General features: G+C 68.8%; 13 protein-coding genes and 1 pseudogene. 3 read left to right on the top strand and 11 right to left on the bottom strand.

Annotated elements, in window-relative coordinates; genetic code table 11:
* Positions 1 to 48: 48 nt before the first annotated feature.
* The 4 genes and pseudogenes from D7X12_RS45585 to D7X12_RS10365 form a co-directional block, all read right to left on the bottom strand.
* A pseudogene (locus tag D7X12_RS45585) lies at positions 49 to 468 on the bottom strand (hypothetical protein); the annotation flags it as partial.
* A 60-nt stretch (positions 469 to 528) separates the two neighbouring features.
* Positions 529 to 909: an IS66 family insertion sequence element accessory protein TnpB gene (gene tnpB / locus D7X12_RS10355; RefSeq protein WP_120625102.1), complete on the bottom strand. Its 381-nt coding sequence runs from the start codon at positions 907 to 909 to the stop codon at positions 529 to 531.
* On the bottom strand, positions 903 to 1,304 hold the full coding sequence (locus D7X12_RS10360; RefSeq protein WP_158620019.1) for a transposase: 402 nt from the start codon (positions 1,302 to 1,304) through the stop codon (positions 903 to 905). The genes tnpB and D7X12_RS10360 overlap by 7 nt, the downstream gene beginning before the upstream one ends.
* Positions 1,305 to 1,454: 150 nt before the next feature.
* The gene (locus tag D7X12_RS10365) at positions 1,455 to 3,053 is read right to left on the bottom strand and encodes an ABC-F family ATP-binding cassette domain-containing protein (RefSeq protein ID WP_120625104.1); all 1,599 of its coding nucleotides are present in this window, start codon (positions 3,051 to 3,053) and stop codon (positions 1,455 to 1,457) included.
* A 223-nt stretch (positions 3,054 to 3,276) separates the two neighbouring features.
* On the opposite strand from D7X12_RS10365, the gene tgt reads away from it, so the two are divergent.
* Positions 3,277 to 4,446, top strand: a complete 1,170-nt coding sequence (tgt, locus tag D7X12_RS10370) for a tRNA guanosine(34) transglycosylase Tgt (RefSeq protein ID WP_120625105.1) — start codon at positions 3,277 to 3,279, stop codon at positions 4,444 to 4,446.
* Between the two features lie 143 nt (positions 4,447 to 4,589).
* Complete coding sequence (locus D7X12_RS10375) at positions 4,590 to 5,777, top strand: GIY-YIG nuclease family protein (RefSeq protein ID WP_120625106.1); 1,188 nt, start codon at positions 4,590 to 4,592, stop codon at positions 5,775 to 5,777.
* 50 nt (positions 5,778 to 5,827) lie between these two features.
* Here the strand turns inward: D7X12_RS10375 and D7X12_RS10380 are convergent, their stop codons facing one another.
* The gene (locus D7X12_RS10380; RefSeq protein WP_120625107.1) at positions 5,828 to 7,033 is read right to left on the bottom strand and encodes a type II toxin-antitoxin system HipA family toxin; all 1,206 of its coding nucleotides are present in this window, start codon (positions 7,031 to 7,033) and stop codon (positions 5,828 to 5,830) included.
* Positions 7,030 to 8,640: a DUF262 domain-containing protein gene (locus tag D7X12_RS10385; protein WP_120625108.1), complete on the bottom strand. Its 1,611-nt coding sequence runs from the start codon at positions 8,638 to 8,640 to the stop codon at positions 7,030 to 7,032. Before D7X12_RS10385 ends, D7X12_RS10380 begins: the two co-directional genes overlap by 4 nt.
* A gap of 228 nt (positions 8,641 to 8,868) precedes the next feature.
* On the opposite strand from D7X12_RS10385, the gene D7X12_RS10390 reads away from it, so the two are divergent.
* Complete coding sequence (locus D7X12_RS10390) at positions 8,869 to 9,642, top strand: HAD family hydrolase (RefSeq protein WP_120625109.1); 774 nt, start codon at positions 8,869 to 8,871, stop codon at positions 9,640 to 9,642.
* A gap of 72 nt (positions 9,643 to 9,714) precedes the next feature.
* Here D7X12_RS10390 and D7X12_RS44190 read toward each other — a convergent pair whose 3' ends face one another.
* The 5 genes from D7X12_RS44190 to D7X12_RS42880 form a co-directional block, all read right to left on the bottom strand.
* On the bottom strand, positions 9,715 to 11,400 hold the full coding sequence (locus D7X12_RS44190) for an OmpA family protein (protein ID WP_244224470.1): 1,686 nt from the start codon (positions 11,398 to 11,400) through the stop codon (positions 9,715 to 9,717).
* Positions 11,401 to 11,460: 60 nt separating this feature from the next.
* Complete coding sequence (locus D7X12_RS10395; protein WP_244224471.1) at positions 11,461 to 14,784, bottom strand: Kelch repeat-containing protein; 3,324 nt, start codon at positions 14,782 to 14,784, stop codon at positions 11,461 to 11,463.
* Between the two features lie 126 nt (positions 14,785 to 14,910).
* A complete protein-coding gene (locus D7X12_RS10400; protein ID WP_158620020.1) occupies positions 14,911 to 15,717 on the bottom strand; it encodes a type VI immunity family protein in 807 nt (268 codons plus the stop codon).
* 157 nt (positions 15,718 to 15,874) lie between these two features.
* Positions 15,875 to 16,618, bottom strand: a complete 744-nt coding sequence (locus D7X12_RS42875) for a hypothetical protein (protein ID WP_158620021.1) — start codon at positions 16,616 to 16,618, stop codon at positions 15,875 to 15,877.
* Positions 16,611 to 16,917, bottom strand: a 307-nt coding sequence (locus D7X12_RS42880) for a hypothetical protein (RefSeq protein WP_158620022.1), incomplete at its 5' end; no start/stop codon positions are given. The genes D7X12_RS42880 and D7X12_RS42875, both read right to left, overlap by 8 nt.

The following is a 16,917-nucleotide window of genomic DNA, read 5'->3' on the forward strand; positions in this document are numbered from 1 at the left end:
GCGCGGCGGGGCCGGCGCGGTGACGGGCGCACACCCGCAGGGGCAGCGATACTTCTGCCGACGGTAGTGCTTGAGGACGAAGTGGCGCTCCACCACGCTCACCTCCTGGCTGTCCTCCGTCTGTCCCGCCCACTCCTTCAACGCACCGCCGCACAGGCCGCACACCTTGTCGGCCTCGTCCAGGGGCAGCACCACCTCCTGCACGGGCAGCTGCGGCTGGGCACGCGGCCCGTGCCCGCGCTGCTTGCGTGCGCTCGCCGGCGGTGTCGCTTCCACTGCTGGCTTTCGCTTCTCGCTGGAGGCGCCGAAGAGGCGCTGCTGCATGAGCGCCAGTTGCTCCGCAAGCTGGGTGAGCTCCAGTTGCAGTCGCGCCTGGGCATCCTCACCCTTGAGCCTGACATTCTCCTGCACCAGCAATTCCAGCCGCTGGTGCAGGCGCGCATTCTCCGCCTCGAGCAGCGCGGCCATCTGCTTCGCCGTTTCCAAGTCTGTCACATGCTCGATGCGCACCACACTTCCGCGGTAGTGCTACACGGCGGGCGCCACCGCAAGCTCTTTCTCCTCGAAGGCGGGAGGCGATAGCTTCCAGCGCCCGGCCAGCTCGCAGCCCTCCAGAAACAGCGACAACTCGGCCACCGTCAGCTCCACGCTCAGCGCACCCGCCTGTACCCAGGGCCTGGCGAAGCGTCCCTTGAAGAGGCGTTTGGTGAGCAGCAAAAGCCCCGTGCCGTCGAAGTACAGCACCTTGGCGCGGCGACGGCACCGCCCGACGAAGAGGAAGACGTCGCCCTTGAGAAGCTGTCCGCCCAACTGCTGCTCCACCAGGGCGCTCAGCCCGTCGAAGCCCTTGCGCATGTCCACGGGCGCCGCACAGGCGTACACGCGCACCGCCCGCGTGAGCGTCAGCACGCCAGCCTCCGCAGCAACTGCGCCGCTTCCTCCAGGCCCAGTCCCTCCACGCGCCAGCCCTGCGGTGACACTACTGCGAAGGTAGTCGCCACTGGCGAGGGCGCGTGCTGCTTCGGAGGGTGCACCACCACGGGCTTGAGCGGCGCGGCCCCCTGCTCACTGCTCTGCGTCTTCTTGCCGCCGGGCGTCTGCCCCCGCCTCCACGCCTGCAACGTCGGCTCCGACACCCCCAGCCTCTCCACCACCGCCTTCAGCGTGTCGCCCTTCTCCAGGGCATGCGCCAGGTAGCGCACCGCGAACGCGCGCAGCGGCTCCGGGAATGGGCCCGAGCCTGCTTTGCGCCCGGCCCTCAGCCTCTCCACCTCCTGCCGGAACTGCTCCAACTCCTTCTCCACGTGCACCTCCAGGTTTTTGACCCGGAGGTCTCACGTCGCGGCCCCTCTCGTCACGACGGGGCCCGGCGAGCAGTTACCACGAAAACGCCGCCTCGCTTCCGGAGGACCGGAAACGGGCGGCGTTGGCACTGCCTCGTGATGCCGTGCTGACTACCGGCGCTTCTGAGCCGCGTCCGCGTGCTTCTCCATGAACTCCGAATACGGCCCGTTGAAGTCGAGCACTTCCTTGCCCGCCTCCAGACTCCAGATGCGCGTGGCGACCTCGGAGATGAGCTCCTGGTCGTGCGTCACGCAGATGACCGTGCCGTCGAACTTCGACAGGCCGTCGGCCAGCGCCGCGATGGACTCCAGGTCCAGGTGGTTCGTCGGCTCGTCCAGGATGAGCACGTTGTCCTGCGTGATCATCAGCTTGGACAACAGCACGCGCACCGTCTCACCACCGGAGAGCGTGTCCGTCGGCTTCATCCGCTCCTCACCCGAGAAGAGCATCCGGCCCAACACGCCCGAAATCTCCTCGTTGGTCAGCTTCTCGCTGATCTCCCGCAGGTAGCCGAAGCACGTCGTCCCCTTGTGGATGACCCCGTGGTGGTCCTGCGGCAGGTAGCCCACCGTCGCCTGGTGGCCCCAGGTGATGGTCCCCGCGTCCGGCTCCGTCTGCCCGGCCAGCATCTTCACCAGCGTGGACTTGCCCACTGCATTGCGGCCGATGACGCAGATGCGCTCGCCCTTGCAGACCAGACCCGTGAACGGCTTGATCACCGGCACGCCGTCGTAGGACTTCTTCAGCCCCTCGAACATCAGCGTCTGCCGGCCGCTGACCACCTTCTGATCAAACCGGATGAAGGGCCGCGCGATGTTCGAGCGCTTCAGGTCCTCCGTCTTCAGCTTGTCGATCTGCTTGATGCGGCTCTGCACCTGCGAGGCGCGCGTGCCGGCGTGGAAGCGCGCCACGAAGTCCTGCAACTGGAGGATCTTCTTCTTCTTCTCTTCCGTCTCCGACTCCACCCGGGTCCGCAGCTGCGACTTCTGCCGGACCATGTCGTCGTAACCACCCGTGTACTGGATGATGGTCTCGTAATCGATGTCCGCGATGTGCGTGCAGATGGAGTTCAGGAAGTGCCGGTCGTGGCTGATGGTGATCAGCACGCCCTCGTACTGGTGGAGGAAGGTCTCCAGCCAGCGGATGGAATCGATGTCCAGGTTGTTCGTGGGCTCGTCGAGCAGCAGCCCGTCCGGCTTGCCGAACAGCGCCTGCGCGAGCAACACCCGCAGCTTCAGGCCGCCCGTCAGCTGGCGCATCGGCTCTTCGTGGAAGGCCTCGTCGATGCCAAGGCCCGCCAGCAGCGTCGCCGCGTCGCTCTCCGCGGAATAGCCGTCCTCTTCCGCGATGACGCCTTCCAGCTCACCCAGCCGGTTGCCGTCCTCCTCGGTGATGTCCGACTTGGCGAGCAGCTTGTTCTTCTCGTCCATCGCCGCCCACAGGTGGCGGTTGCCCATCAGCACCACGTCCAGGACGCGGTCGTTCTCGTAGCGGAAGTGGTCCTGGCGCAGGATGCCCAGCTTGCGCGGGCGGATGATGTCGCCCATGTCCTGCTCCTCGTCACCCGCGAGGATCTTCATGAACGTGGACTTGCCGGCCCCGTTCGGACCGGTCAGGCCGTAGCGACGGCCCGGCGAGAAGGTGACGTTGACCTCCTCGAAAAGCTTCTTGGGCCCATAGGCCTTGGAGACGTTGATGACGTTGAACATGGCGGCGGCTTGTAGCGGAAATGGCGCGGCGACCAAAGACGCGCGGTGAATCAAGGCCCGGCGGCGTACCGGAAGGCCCAATGTAACCGCCGGAAGGCCCTGGAAATGCCGGCTTCGGGGCTCCCCCAGGTAGGGAAAACGGCGCTTCTCCCCATGGAGGCCGGGCGGGCGTCCCCAGGAAGCGGGTGCCCCCCGACGCGCGCCACGGGTATAAGGCCCGACAATGGCCGTCCGCTTCGAACTCCTGAACACCGACCCCACCGGCGCCCGTACGGGCATCCTGCACACCCGCAAGGGGTCCTTCCCCACGCCGATGTTCATGCCCGTGGCGACCCACGCCGGCTTCCGCCACCTCGGGATGGAGGAGGTGAAGGAGGCGGGGGCGAAGGTCCTCCTCGCCAACACCTACCACCTCATGCTCCGCCCCGGCTCCGAGGTGTTCGAGCGCTTCGGGGGCATCCATCCGTTCATGGGGTGGGACGGCGCGGTGCTCACCGACTCGGGCGGCTTTCAAATCTTCTCCCTGCCGGAGGACCGGCTCATCACGGAGAAGGGCGCCCACTTCCGCAGCTTCTATGACAACAGCCGCCAGCTCCTGAGCCCCGAGTCCAGCATCGCCATGCAGCAGGCGATCAACTCGGAGATCATGATGGTGCTGGACGTGTGCATCGACTCGCGCACGGACGAGGCGGGCACGCGCGAGGCCATGGAGCGCACCCACCGCTGGGCCGTGCGCAGCCTCGCGGCGAAGGAGTCGCGCAACACCGGCCAGGCGCTGTTCGGCATCGTCCAGGGCGGCGTGCACCCGGCCCTGCGCGACGCGAGCGCGGAGTTCCTCACGAAGCTGCCCTTCGACGGGTTCGCCATCGGCGGGCTCGCGGTGGGGGAGACGAAGGTGGAGCGCGACACGATGACCGAGCGCGCCACCGCGTCCCTGCCGCAGGACAAGCCGCGCTACCTGATGGGCGTGGGCACGCCCACGGACCTGCTGGAAGCCGTGCTGCGCGGCGTGGACATGTTCGACTGCATCATCCCCACCAAGATGGCGCAGCAGGGCTACGCGTACACGTTCCAGGGGCTCGTGCGCATCACCCGCACGGCGTACCGGCTGGAAGACGGGCCGCTGGATCCGGAGTGCGACTGCTACGTGTGCAAGCGCTACACGCGCGGCTACCTGCAGCACCTGATGCGCGGCAAGCACCACCTGGGCTCGCGCTTCCTGTCGGTGCACAACGTGCGGCACTACCAGAAGCTGATGGAGCGCATCCGCGAGGGCATCCTGCGCAATGGCTATGCGCAGACCTACCGCGAGCTGAAGGCCGCCGTGGCCACGCCCAAGGACCTGAAGGACGAGGCCGCCGCCACCGCGGTGACCCTCAAGGACGTCGGCTGAAAGGCCGAGGGGGTCGCGGGCGCGCGTTTCGTCGCCCGCCCACCGGCCGGGTTGTAGGGGGCGGGGCAGGGGCTGCGGTACGGCGCGACCTGTCGGGTTAGCCTGCGGGGCCGGGTGCTGAAGGTGCCCGCTCCCATCGCCGCATGGACCCCCGCGTCGCCACCCTCCTGAGCCACGTTCGCGCGAACGCCGAGAACCGGCCCGGCGTGTACCGCATGCTCGGGCCCTCCGGCGAGCTGCTCTACGTGGGCAAGTCGGTGCGGGTGCGCACGCGGCTGCTGTCGTACTTCCGCGCGGACGAGGGCGAGAAGGCGGCGGAGATCATCTCCCAGGCGCACCTGGTGGAGTGGGAGTACACGCCCAGCGAGTTCGCGGCGCTCCTGCACGAGTTCCGGCTGATCAAAAGCCACCGACCCCTCTACAACGTGCAGCACAAGCGGGACCGCTCGCACTGCTTCCTGCAGATTACCCGGGAGGCGGTGCCCCGGTTGCGCGTGGTGGGGCAGCCCGGCGGCAGTGGCGGCGCGGAGTACTTCGGGCCCTTCCACGGACGCCACATCATGGCGGAGGTGGTGCGAGCGGTGAGCGACCTGCTGGAGCTGCGCGACTGTCCTTCCGATACACCGATGCGGCTGGCGGATCAGATCCAGCTCTTCCCGACGAAGGAGGATCCCCGTTGTCTGCGCGGGCAGACGGCGCGGTGCATCTCGCCATGCGCGGGCGGGTGCACGCAGGCGGAGTACCTGGAGCGGGTCGCGCTGGCGCGGGCGTTCCTGAATGGCGAGTCGGACCGGCCGCTGGTCATCCTGCGCGAGCGCATGGCGATGGCGGCGCGGCGGCTCCAGTTCGAATACGCGGCGGAGCTGCGCGACCGCGCCGAGCGGCTGGAGCACGTGCAGTCGTGGATCGTGGAGCTGGGGCGGACGCTGCGGCGGCTGTCATTGGTCTACACGGTGCAGGGGCAGGGCGGAGGCGAGGACCGCACCTACGTGCTGCGGCGGGGGCGGATCCGCGCGGAGGTGCCGGCACCCCAGACGCCGGAGGAACAGGCGGCGCTGGAGGCGCGGGTGCGGGACATCTTCTCGCTGCCGGAGCCCGAGGCGATTGGCCTCCGGGCCCAGGAGGCGCAGGAGCTGATGCTCATCGCCAAGTGGTTCCGCCTGCACCCCGAGGAGCTGGAGGGCACGGTGCCTGCTTCTGTTCGCACCGGGAGCGGCGAGGCGTCCGAGGAAGTCGAAGAGGCCCGGGCCGAGCTGGCCCGGACGCTGGAGCGCACCGTGGAAGGGCCGGATGGGGCGGAGGATGAGGGCCGCACGGCAGCACCCGATTAAGCAGGGGCTGGGCCACTCGCACGCTGCGGTCGTCTTGGACCGGCACGCGCTCATGCCTGCTGGGCAAGGGGAACGCGTTTCAGGTGCCGCTCAATGCGTTGGCGCTCTTCGTCCTTCAGCAGGAGGTGGTGGGCCTCCTGTTGCCAGACGGTGCGGACCCGCTCGACCGCCTGGGTGACCCAGGTGGTCACCTCGTCGAAGTCGTGTCCGCTCACCTGGGCAAAGGTCTTGAACGAATCAAGACGGACGTCCTCGAACTGACGTGAACCTCCGAGGCTCAGCGCCAGATCATCGCTGATGGACTGGGGCGCGAAGAGCACGGATGAAATCAGGTCGTAGGCGGGAGACAGCCTGGGATGGCGTCCATCCGGGTACAGCAACGACCAGTTCTTCAGGTGCGCATCCGTGTTGCCGCTCAGCACGCAGAAGACCAGCCGTTCGCAGTACTCGCGGAGGTCGTCTGGCGACACGTAGGAGAGCAGGGCCGCGATGTATTCATAACGCCCGCCGTACTGGGGATCGCCGGGAGGCTTGTCGAACACCTGGGCCATGTCTTCCATGTGGACGCGCTGTCCCGTGGACGTCCGGTCGAAGCGCTCGATGAGGAAGACGGTTCCGTCGCCGGTGGGGGTGTTCTGGGGCAGCTCCGCGAACTCCGCGGCCTGGGCCATCCGGAAGTCGGGCAGTGCGAGCTTCGCGAGCCGTGCCCAGGTCATGGTCGAGTACTCGATCCGGGGAAGGTCCTTGAAGACGGGGTCGTGGAACTTGGCGATCCACGAGCCCGTTTCCTCGCCCCGGACGGGGACGGTCAGCCCCCGTTCTCCAGGGCGGACCGAGAGCTTCCACTGTGCTCCGGCCAGGGAGAAGCGCAGCTTCGCCGCGCTGGGCGGCGCGATCCGTTCGCGTGCGGGTGGCTGAGACGACAACCGTGGCTGGCCGGGAACCAGGATGACCGCCCCAGGCAGCTCCGAGCCCAGGTACTCCAGAAGGTCAAACTCGTCATCCGTGTCCACACCCAGCTCCCGTGCGAGGACGCGGCGCAGCGGGCCCTGGGGTAGCAGGTGGGAGAACCAGATGGGAACGTGCCCCGTGGTGGGGATGTCGTAAGGCATGCGGTCCTCGAACAACTGCCCGAGGACCGGGCGCTCGGGGTCGCGGAGCCAGGCCGCGTCGAAGGAGAAGCGGTACTCCCATTCCTCCAGATGTTCGATCAGCCCGACGCGCGTATCCCCGAGCCATACTTCCAAAGCCCTCACGGGGACGTCACCTGCGCGTCAACCCGACGGAGCAGCTCGGTGATGGGGGGACGGTCACCGTCGTCTGATGCGATGCGCTCCGAGAAGAATCGCGTGAGCCATTCGTCCAGGAGTTCGAGCCGGCGTTCAAAGACGACTTGGGGGCTTTTCAAATCCAGTGACTTCACGGCCTGAGCATCCAGCGAATGGCTCCGCAGGACCTCGGTCGATGCGCTCTCGAAGGCCTGGAACTTCTCTTTGGCGGGAAGCAAGAAGCGCCCAGCGACATACTGCGCGTTCGGATGGATGGGGATGAAGACCTGTTCCAAAGCGCGCTCATCGAGCCATGCGCGGATCTCATCCAACCGGAAGCGCTCTCCGGTCTCCGGGTCGTGTGGCCCCAGATGCAGAAGGGCCAACGCGCACAGGCGCATCTCCACGCTTCCGACACTCCAAGGAGTCGATGCCGATGGAAAGCTCCCGGGCACGACCAGGGGAAGCCTCGCCAGCAGCCGCTCGACCGAATCAAACTCGGTGGTGCCAATGTCCGACTGGAGCCTTTGGATGTTCTCAAGGGCGGCGTCCGCATGGACCTTGGACAATGCGCCTCGCCAGACCCAGCGGACCAGAAGGGCCCGGGTGCGCGGGTGGGGGCGCGGGTGCAGATGGAAGAAGCGCGTCAGCACGATGAGGGACAAGGAGTATGGGAGCAGCCGGACATGAGGAATGCCCACGTCGTCCGCCAGGAACCCGATGGCATGTCTCAGCGCCGTCTCGGTTCGTTCCACGGCCTCCGGATGTACGCCGTCCACCGCCCCTTCGCGCTGGATGAAGTTCTGGCGCAGGTCGATCTCCTCCACCGCCTTCAAGCAGCGGATGAACCAGTCCTTGGCGATCCTTCCGAAGCCGGTCTCCGCCTGAAGGCGGTTGCAAGCGCTTTCGATGGGACGCGGCTTCTGGCCACCAAAAAGCGCCTCGAAGACCTCGCTTTCCTGCATGGGGACACCCGAGGTGTTCACCCGCGTGAAGATGAGTCGCATGACCTCCTGCGAGGTGCTTTCGACGATGTACGAGGGGACCTGGTACTCGCGCAGCGCCTTCCCCAGCGCGATGGCCCGCTGGACGAGGTCGGGACGCGTGCTCCGGAAGGGCCACGCGTTGAGCCAGTTGAGCAGCGTGAACGAATCCCCCACCACGTTGACCGGGATCCAATGGGGGGGAGGCTCGGCGAGCTGAAGGCGCACGAACTGCTCCTCCTCCAGGTCGAACCAGATGGCATGGATGTCTCCCCGTGGATGGAGATCCGGATGCAGCATCGCGGCCGCCAGGGCCGTGAGCCGCTGCTGTCCATCGACCACGAAGTACGCATCCGTCATTCGCGGCGCATCAATGCGCAGCGGCCCGAAATGCAGGGACGCCGGTTCCGCCGGACCCTTGAAGAGCAGCAGGTCCCCGATGGGAAAACCCCGGTAGACGCTGTCGAAGAGGTCCAGCACATGCTTGGCGCGCCACTTGAGCGGGCGCTGGAAGTCGGGGACCCGGATCCTGCCGTCCCGGACGTGCTGAAGCAGCGCATCCACCATGAAGGCGCGGGCCTCGGGGCGACGCTCAAGTCGGGGCTTTTCCATCGTGTGGATTGCTTACCCACGTCCGACCGACCGCGCAAGGAACGCCCCGCTCGCAGCGCCATGTCCGCGCGAGCTGAGCCGACGGGCGCGGACAGATGCGGCGGGAGTGTTGGCGTTGCGGCGGTGACCTGGTCGCCCGGTGCTCATGCGGACAGTGCTGAACACCCCCTGTGGCTGGAGCTTTCAGGCGGGTGACACCGGACAGGTGGGCCAGCGAGGATGACGGGCATGAGGATGGAGCGGGTCGAGGAGACGCTGGAGCGCATCCGTCGCGAGGTCGCGCAGACGCCGGACGGCGTGCTGGCCTTCGATGGCGACGGCACGCTGTGGAGCGGGGACGTGGGGGACGACCTGTTCCTGGCCCTGCTGGAGCACGGCGGCGTGCGGCCCGAGGCTCGCGTGGGCCTGGAGCGGCTGGGTGCCCGGCATGGCGTGGAGGCCCATCCGGACACCGTGATGCTCGCGCGTGCCCTGTTCGCGGCGTTCGAGGCCGGGCGGCTTCCGGAGAAGGACACCTACGAGATGATGGCGTGGGTGTTCGCGGGCTGGCACGTGGACGAGATGCGCGGCTTCGCCCAGGAGGTGGTGGCTCGCAAAGGCGTCGCCGGCCGCATCCATCCGGAGGCCCGCCGGGTGGTGGAGTGGGCCCGCGGCCAGGGCGTGGACTGTTACGTCGTCAGCGCGTCTCCGCGCGCGGTGGTGGAGGCCGCGGTGCGCGAGGTGGGGCTGACCGCCGAGTTCGTGCTGGCGTGCACACCGAGGGAGCAGGACGGACGGCTGCAGACGTCTGTCTTCGAGCCCGTGCCCTACGGCCCCGGCAAGGTGAACTGTCTCAGGCAGCGCACGAGCCGGCCGCTCTGCGCCGCCTTTGGTGACAATGTGTTCGATCTGGATCTGCTGGCTGCGTCCCGCGTCCCCGTGGCCATCCGGCCCAAGGCGCGGCTGCGCGAGCGTGCGGCGGAGCTGCCTTCGCTCGTGCAGTTGCAGCCCGAAGAGACCTGAGGCGGGAGCGCGCCGCTTCGCGAGACTGAAACCTCCAGTCCACGAAGCGGCGTCACCGCGCCGCAGCCGGGGTCAGCGCCCCATCTCTCCGCCCGTCACGACGAACTCCACGCGGCGGTTCGCCGTCAGGCCTTCAGGCGTGTCGTTGGACATCAACGGACGCGTCGGCCCGTAGCCCTTCGCCTCCAGGCGGTTGCCCGCGACGCCTCGCTGAATCAGATACGCGCGCACGCGGTCCGCGCGCTGCTGGCTCAGGGTGCGGTTCAGCTCCTCGGGGCCGGTGTTGTCCGTGTGGCCTTCAATCCGGATCTGCAGCTTCGGATTCGCCTTCAGGTAGTCCGCGATGGCGTCCAGCTGCCGCTGCTCCTCCTCGTGGAACTCGGCCTGACCCACCGGGAACTGCACGCGGTGATCCAGCGGCGACTTCGTGTCCTCCACCGGAGTCTTGGGCTCCTCGGGCTTCGGCTCGACGGGCTTGGGCTCCTCGGGCTTGGGCTCCTCGGGCTTCGGCTCGACAGGCTTGGGCTCCTCGCGCACGGGGCAGCCGCGATTCGACGCGGGGCCTGCTTCCTGCGGGCAGCCGTCCTCGTCATCCGCGACGCTGTCTCCATCCGAGTCGGGCGGCGGGCAACCCTTGTAGCGCGGAGAGCCCGCGACCGTGGCGCACTGGTCCTCGCGATCCACCACGCCGTCGCTGTCCGAGTCCTTGTCCGGGCAGCCCGCGTTGTCCACGGAGCCGGCCTCCAGCGGGCAGCGATCATCCCGGTTCTTCACCGAGTCGCCGTCGTCATCCTGATCCGGGCACTCCTCCGGCGTGTGGCTCCGGCCGCTCTGGCACTTGTCCTCACGCGGCGAAGGCTTGTTCGCCCACGCGATGCCCGCGGCCAGCCGGAACGACGGCGTGCCCGGGATGTCCGTGAAGCCATGGCCCGCGAGCGCGAACGCCTCGAAGCCCATGCCCACCGGCAGACGCAGGCCTCCGAGCAGCTCCAGCGCCAGGTCCGACTCCACGAGGGACTCGGCGGCCTCCAGCGCGATCTCGCCTCGCAGCCCTTCGCCGCGCGTGGCCACCACCAGGCCCTGCTCCAGCTCCGTGCCCACGTCGCGGCCGGGTTCGATCTCGCGGGAGCGGATCCGCACGCCCGCGCTCGCACCCAGGGCCAGCGGTCCCACCTCGCGGCTCACCGCCACGCGGGGCGCGATCTGGAACCCGGCCCAGCCCTGCTGCCGGCCGAACGCGTCCGCCGTGCCACCGGGCAGCCCCACGTCCAGGCCCAGGCCGAGGAACACCGGGTCTCCGTCCTCGCGACGCAGCAGCGCGTAGCGGGCGCCCAGCTCGGGCGTTCCCAGTCCGTAGGACTGCGGCGCCGTCACACCCGCCAGCGTCTCCGCGCCATGTCCGCCCTGGGAGATGATGACGGGCAGCTTCGCGGACAACTCCAGGCGATCCACCGGCGACCACGCGCCGGCGAGCCAGCCCGCGGTGCGGTAGTGCAGGATGGAGCGCTCCGCCCCATCGCTGCCCTTCAACAACAGGATGCCGCGCTCGTAGTTGACCATGAGGAGCAGGCGGTAGCCGCCCTCGGGGAGCACGTTGCCGGTGTCCACCAGCATCGAGTCCGTGGCCGCGGGCGTGAAGCGCAGGCGCTCCAGGTCCAACGGGCGCAGGGGACTCGAGAGGCTCTGGCCAAAGGCAGCGGGTGCAACGGCGGTGGCCAGCAGCGCGGCCAGCGCCCATCTCTGTGCCTGTGTACGCAAGGGGAGGTCCATTCGGGAAAGGAAGGAGCGTGCGAGACGTTCAGGTCCGGAGCGCATGGATCAGCGAACCCCGGTGCTGGTGCGGCGGCGGCGCAGACCGGCCCACGACGCCAGCCCCGCGAGGAGCGCCAGCGCGGAGGTCGCATCGCCCCCGGCGCTCTGGCAGCCGCCTCCGGCGATGGACACCACCGTGGCCTGGACCGCGACCCGGAACGTACACTGCGCGGAGTTGCCGGCCTCATCCGTGGCGGTGACGGTGACCTGCGTGGAGCCCGGCGCGAACGTGCTGCCCGACGCGGGCGAGGATGTGATGGTCGGCGTCGCCGTGACAGCGTCCGTGGCCGTGGGCTCGAACGTCACCTGCGCGCCCGAGGCGTCCGTGATCGCCGTCTGATCCGACGGGCACGTCACCGAGGGCGGGGTGGTGTCCTGCACCGTGACGAGGAACGAGCACGAGGCCGGGACGCCGCCCGCGGTGTTGGCGGTGACGGTCGTCGTGCCGCGCGGGAACCGGGAGCCCGAGGGCACCGAGTAGTTCACCGGCGTGCCCACCTGGCTCGGCACGGCGGGATCGTAGGTGACCACGGCGCCATCCGGGCCCGTCGCTTCGGCGGTGACGTCCGCGGGGCACGTGAGGGTCGGAGGCGGCCCGGCCGTGACGGTGATGTTCACCGTGCCCAGGTTGCTGTCCTGGATGCAGTCGCGGACGCGGAAGTCGAAGCTGTCCGCGCCCACGTACCCCGCCTCGGGCGTGTACGTGAGGTTGGGCGGCGTGCCGCTCAGCGTGCCGTGCAGCGGCTGGCGCACGATGGTCCAGGTCAGCACCTGGCCCGCGTCCGGATCCGTCGCGGTGAGGGTGATGGGCAGGGCCGTGTCCGAACCCGTGGCCACGTCCTGGTTCAGCGCCGCGGGCGTCTGGTTCGCCACCACCTGCACCATGCGTCCGCCGGGGATGCCGTTGGCGAAGACGGTGAGCGCATAGGGGCCCAGTGGGACGCTGACGGGCACGGTCACCGTCGCGCGCGTCTGCGACGTGTCGGAGCCAGGGAGCGTCAGGAGGCGCTCGCCCTCCGCGGACAGGAGGCGCACGAGGGGGAAGTCGGTGGGGGAGTCGCCAGTGGAGGCGCCGCCGCTCGCGCCGGAGATGCCCCGGAACAGCAGGCCTTCGAGCACCGTGGGGCAGGCGGGGACGAGGGTCTCCGGACGGGTGACGACCGGCCTCCAGGCGGGGAGGGCTCCGGTGTCGTCGAACAGCTCGGCGTTGGTGGTGTCCGCGCCTCCCGCGAGGAGGACCTCGCCCGAGGGCAGGGCGACGGAGACGAGGCCTCCGCGCGAGGCCGGGGCGTTGACGGTGCTCCAGACGCGGGTGATGGGATCGTAGACCTCCGCCACATCACTGAACGCGCTCAACACGGTCAGGCCGCCCGCGACCAGGACCTTGCCAGACGGCATCAGCGTGGCGGTGTGGAGCCAGCGCGGCTGCGCGAGCGCCCCGACGGAGGACCACGTGTTCGTGCCAGGGTCGTAGAGCTCCGAGGACGCAAGCTCCGTGAGGCCCGCGAGCCCGCCGGTCGCGAGGACCTGGCCCGAGGGCAGGAGCGTCAGCGTCAGCTCATCACGGCCCTGGGCGAGTGCCGCCGCGGGGGCCCAGGTGTTGGTCGTGGGGTCGTACAGGTCCGCCGAAGCGAGTGCCGTGCCGACGTTGTCATGACCTCCGGCGACGAGCACCCTGCCGCTGGGGAGCAGCACGGCGGCGTGGCCCGCGCGGATCCGGGGTGCGGACGCCAGCGGGGTCCACGTGTTGCTCCCGGGCGCGTACCGCTCCACGGCGCTGAGCACGGCCGCATTGCGCTGACCTCCGACCACCAGCACCGTCCCATCGGGGAGGAGCGTGGCGGTGTGGATGTGCCGTGGAGTGGTGAGCGATGCCGTCAGGGTCCAGGTGTTGGAGGCCGCGTTGTAGCGCTCGGTGGCGGTCACCGACGTGCCGCCAACCCGGCCGCCCACGACCAGCACCTCACCCGAAGGCAGGACGGTCGCGGTGGCGCGCTCGCGAGGCGTGGAGAGGGCCGGTGCGGAAGTCCAGGTGTTCGCCGTCCGGTCATAGAGCTCCACGGCCGTGGACGAGGCGCCGCTTCCGTCACGGCCGCCCGCGACGAGCACCCTGCCCGTGGGCAGCAGCGCCACCATGGGGTCGCTCCGGGGCGTGCCCATGACCCCGGCGGGGGACCACCGGCTGACGGCGGGGTCGTACAGCTCCGTCTCCGCGTAGAAGGTGAGGCTGCCCGGGCTGCTGTACCCGCCCGCCACCAGCACCTTGCCGGAGGGCAGCAGGGTCGCGGTGTGGTTCTCACGCCCGATGCTCAGCGACCCCGCGGCGGTCCACGTGCCCGTCGCGGGGTCGTAGACCTCCGAGACGACCTGCGGAGCCCGCGTGGAATCGGCGCCGCCTGAGACCAGGACCCTGCCATCGGGCAGCAGCGTGGCTGAATGACCTGACCGCGCGAACGCGAGACTGCCGGTGGCGGTCCAGGTGTTGGCCGCCGGGTCGTAGATTTCCGAGGCGGTGGTGATGCCCCCCGCGGCGAACCCGCCCGCGACGAGCACGCGGCCGTCGGGGAGCAGCGTGCTGGTGAAGTAGTGCCGGGGCGTCAGCGGGGGCGCGGCGGCGGTCCAGGTGCCCGTCGTGGGGTCATAGCGGTCGGCGCCAGGGACCTCACCCGCCTGGTTGAAGCCGCTCACCGCGAGCACCTGCCCGTTGCGCAGCAGCGTGGCGGAGTGCGCGTTCCGGCCCAGGGTCATGGCGCCGGTGGGGAGGAACGTGTTGCTCGCGGGGTCGTACAGCTCCGCGGAGGCGAGCCGGACGCCGCCGCTGCCGGTGCCACCCGCGACCAGCACCTGGCCCGAGTTCAGCAGCGTGACGGTGGGGAGCCCGCGGGTCTGCGCCATGTTGCCCGTGGGGGTCCACGTGCCCGTCGCGGGATCATAGAGCCGTCCCGAAGTGGAGCCGTCGGTCAGCGCGAGCACCTTGCCGTTGGGAAGCAGCAGGGCCGCGGTGACGTTGCCCTGGAGGCCGGAGTCGCCGGCATCGCGCCAGGTGCCGGTGGCGGGGTTGTAGAGCTCCGCCACGGTGACGAACCCGAGCCTGTTGACGCCGTTGACGACCAGCAGCTCGCCGGAGGGGAGCAGGACGGCGCCATGTTGCCCGCGTGTGCGGGCCATGGGCGCGGTAGCGGTCCAGCCCGGCGCGGAGGCCAGCGGGGTCTTCGCGGAGGAGGGCGCGCCCTCGCCCGAGGAGGGGTGGTCCTTCGCGCTACAGGCCAGCAGGCTCACGCCCGCGACCAACACCAGGATCCTGCTCCAGACAGCGTGCTGTGACCGCATCGAACGAACTCCGATCCGCGAGGCCGGCACGGACGCAAGCGCGTCCGCCCACCGTGAACAACCGGCAGCGGCTTACCAGCGGGTCGGGTGCGCGGGCAACGCGCGAGAAAAATCCTTTGCGGTTGATCAATCGAGGAAGCGGCGCCACCAGCGCCGGGCTTCCTCTTCCGTGAACCCGTCCCAGGTGTGGAAGGCAGAGAACTTCAACATCCAGGGCTCCAGGACCTTGGCGAGTTCACGATAGGCCGGCAGGGACTGGCCCGCTTTCAGGTCTCCGGGCAGCGGGGCGAAGCCCAGGGTGACCAGGGCGCGTCCTTCGGTGAGTTCCAGCACGGTGGTGTCGGGTGAGTTCAGGCGTGAGCGGAGCGTCCGAGGGCCACCCATGGCTTCGAGCACGGGTGGGCCCAGGAAGTTCAACCAATGCACGCCGTCGACCTGGGCGCCCTGGCCCATCGTTGAACCTGCTCTGGGCACGCCCCAGCCAGGATGCTGGAACAGTTCTTCCTTGATGCGGGGGAGAGCTCGCCACAGGCCCCTGGAGTATGCGAACGACAGTCCGGCATGCCCCGTCGAGAAGGGGAGGGGGGCCGCGAGTGCCAGGGCCAATTCCCGGAGCGTATCAGGACCTCGTTCCTCCAGGAATCGAACCGGGACCGTGACGCTCAAGGTGCTGAGCGCCATCACCTCAGGATGACGCCAGGGCAGTCGGGCGCGGTAGCTGAATGCGTAGCCATCCGCTTCCGAGGGGGCACCCGTGAGGAATGCATGGGTATCGAACTGTCTCTTGGTCAAAGTCCGGAACCACAGCGAGTCCTCGGCCAGATCCTCCATGAACTCATCCCCTGGAGATTCACCCAGCCTTGTGCGGATTTCGTCCCAGGTTTCTGGCGTGAGGGGAAATGGATCGCCTTCGGCGTCCCAGCTCGTGGTCAAGCCTCCAGGGTCTGAACCCACGGCTTGGAGGTAGGAGTCGAGCGTTCGGGGGATGTGCGCCGCCAATTCCCGATGATCATGGGGCATGTAGAACTCAATGCGCACGACTGGCTGGATGGATGGAATCCCCTTGCCGGGTGGCTCCAACGGAGGATGTCTATTCACGGCTGATCCCCAGCTGGGGTGTGATGATGGCCGGACTGCAATCTCCACCAAGACGTTTGTAGTCCTTGAGCTGTTGGAGCACTTCGGAAGCGCTGAACGGATTGTCTTTGCTTTTCGTGACGCAAGGGAATTTGAAATCGTAGACGCACTGGACCTGGTTCGGCTGGCCTGGGGCATGGAGGACGATGTCGGGCTTCATCGACCCCTCCCATTGGTTCGTCAGTCCGTAGCCTCCTGTGCTCGCCTTGGGCCCGTAGCGTGGCTCGATGGAGACATGGTCAGGAAAAAGCCGGAGGATTTCACGCCGCACGCACTCGAATGCCAGCACATGTTTCATGGTGCCGAGTTCCACTTTTCGTGTGATCGCCTCGCCACGTCTTCGTCCGATCACCCGATTGCACTCGTCATCGTCCGGAATCTTCCCCTCGCCGTACTCACGTTTGTTGACCTGGGAGTTCGCCTCCTTCGCGCACTCCACCAGCAGGTACTCGATGCGCGCGACCTCCGCGGCTTCCAGGACGCGCAACGTGGCGCTGGCGGTCGCCGCCGCCCTCGCGGCCTGGCCCACCCAGGGGAGCACGGCTTCATTGCCCTGCAGGGTGTAACAGGCAGGGTTCCGAAGGCATCCGCTCGTCGCGGAGTCGGTCTGCTCGTAGCGGCTCGGACCCGTCGAAGCACAGGACAGGCAGAGCAGGATGACCAGCCCCCCCGGCCACCAGCGGCTGCCCTCAATCATCCTCTTCGTCCATGTCATGCGCGGCGGCGTTGAACAGGCCAAACCCTCCGGCCTCGTCCTGCGTAATCCCCGCCCTCCGCAGCGCCGGCGAATCCACCGTCTGCCCCACCGCCATCCAGCGCGGCGCGGCCAGCAGCACCCCGTCCTTCGGCAGCTCCGGCAGCAGGTGCTCCAGGTCGTCGAGGATGAACTCCGCGTGCCCCACGTCCTCGGGCTCGCGCAGGCCCTCCGGGGGACGCCACGGGCCTCCGTCCAGGTGCCCGAACGGGAAGCTCCCCGTGCCACTCGCGCCCCCGTAC

Origin of the sequence: Corallococcus sicarius (genome assembly GCF_003611735.1) — a bacterium.
In the GTDB taxonomy this organism is placed as follows: Bacteria; Myxococcota; Myxococcia; order Myxococcales; family Myxococcaceae; genus Corallococcus; species Corallococcus sicarius.

Coding starts and splice junctions, on each gene's coding strand:
- D7X12_RS10365 (WP_120625104.1), bottom strand. CDS start 3,053: ATGTTCAACGTCATCAACGTCTCCAAGGCCTATGGGCCCAAGAAGCTT.
- tgt (WP_120625105.1), top strand. CDS start 3,277: ATGGCCGTCCGCTTCGAACTCCTGAACACCGACCCCACCGGCGCCCGT.
- D7X12_RS10375 (WP_120625106.1), top strand. CDS start 4,590: ATGGACCCCCGCGTCGCCACCCTCCTGAGCCACGTTCGCGCGAACGCC.
- D7X12_RS10385 (WP_120625108.1), bottom strand. CDS start 8,640: ATGGAAAAGCCCCGACTTGAGCGTCGCCCCGAGGCCCGCGCCTTCATG.
- D7X12_RS10390 (WP_120625109.1), top strand. CDS start 8,869: ATGAGGATGGAGCGGGTCGAGGAGACGCTGGAGCGCATCCGTCGCGAG.
- D7X12_RS10395 (WP_244224471.1), bottom strand. CDS start 14,784: ATGCGGTCACAGCACGCTGTCTGGAGCAGGATCCTGGTGTTGGTCGCG.
- D7X12_RS42875 (WP_158620021.1), bottom strand. CDS start 16,618: ATGATTGAGGGCAGCCGCTGGTGGCCGGGGGGGCTGGTCATCCTGCTC.